At 40.7% G+C, this 359-nt stretch carries 1 protein-coding gene; it reads right to left on the reverse strand.

Annotated features, from left to right (window positions below):
- Positions 1-359: DUF1542 domain-containing protein (locus CP370_RS09615; protein WP_143467917.1), on the reverse strand; the 359-nt coding region annotated here is incomplete at both ends.

Raw genomic sequence — 359 nt, forward strand, 5'->3', positions numbered from 1 at the left:
CGTTAATGGCATCAGTCTTAGAAACTGAAGCAGGGATTTCAACAGCATTAATAGCCTGTTCACCACTGGTTTGCGCTGTCTTAACATCAGCGTCTTTAGTGGCAGCATCAATATTGTCCTTAGCTGTTTGAACTTTACCAGCAACTGTCTTCTTCAAAGCATCCTTTTCTTCAGCAGTTAAGTTTGAAGCATCGATTGCATCGTCCTTAGTCTTAGCAGCTTGATCAATGGCATCCTTAGCAGCATCTTTAGTTGCAGAAGTAGTTGGAACATTCATGTTGTTAATCTTTCCAACACCAGTGTTCTTAGCAGTGTTTACTGCATCGTTAGTTGTTGCTTTATTAATGTTAGCCTTAGCG

Source organism: Lactobacillus sp. UMNPBX19, assembly GCF_002553805.1.
Classification (GTDB): Bacteria; Bacillota; Bacilli; order Lactobacillales; family Lactobacillaceae; genus Lactobacillus.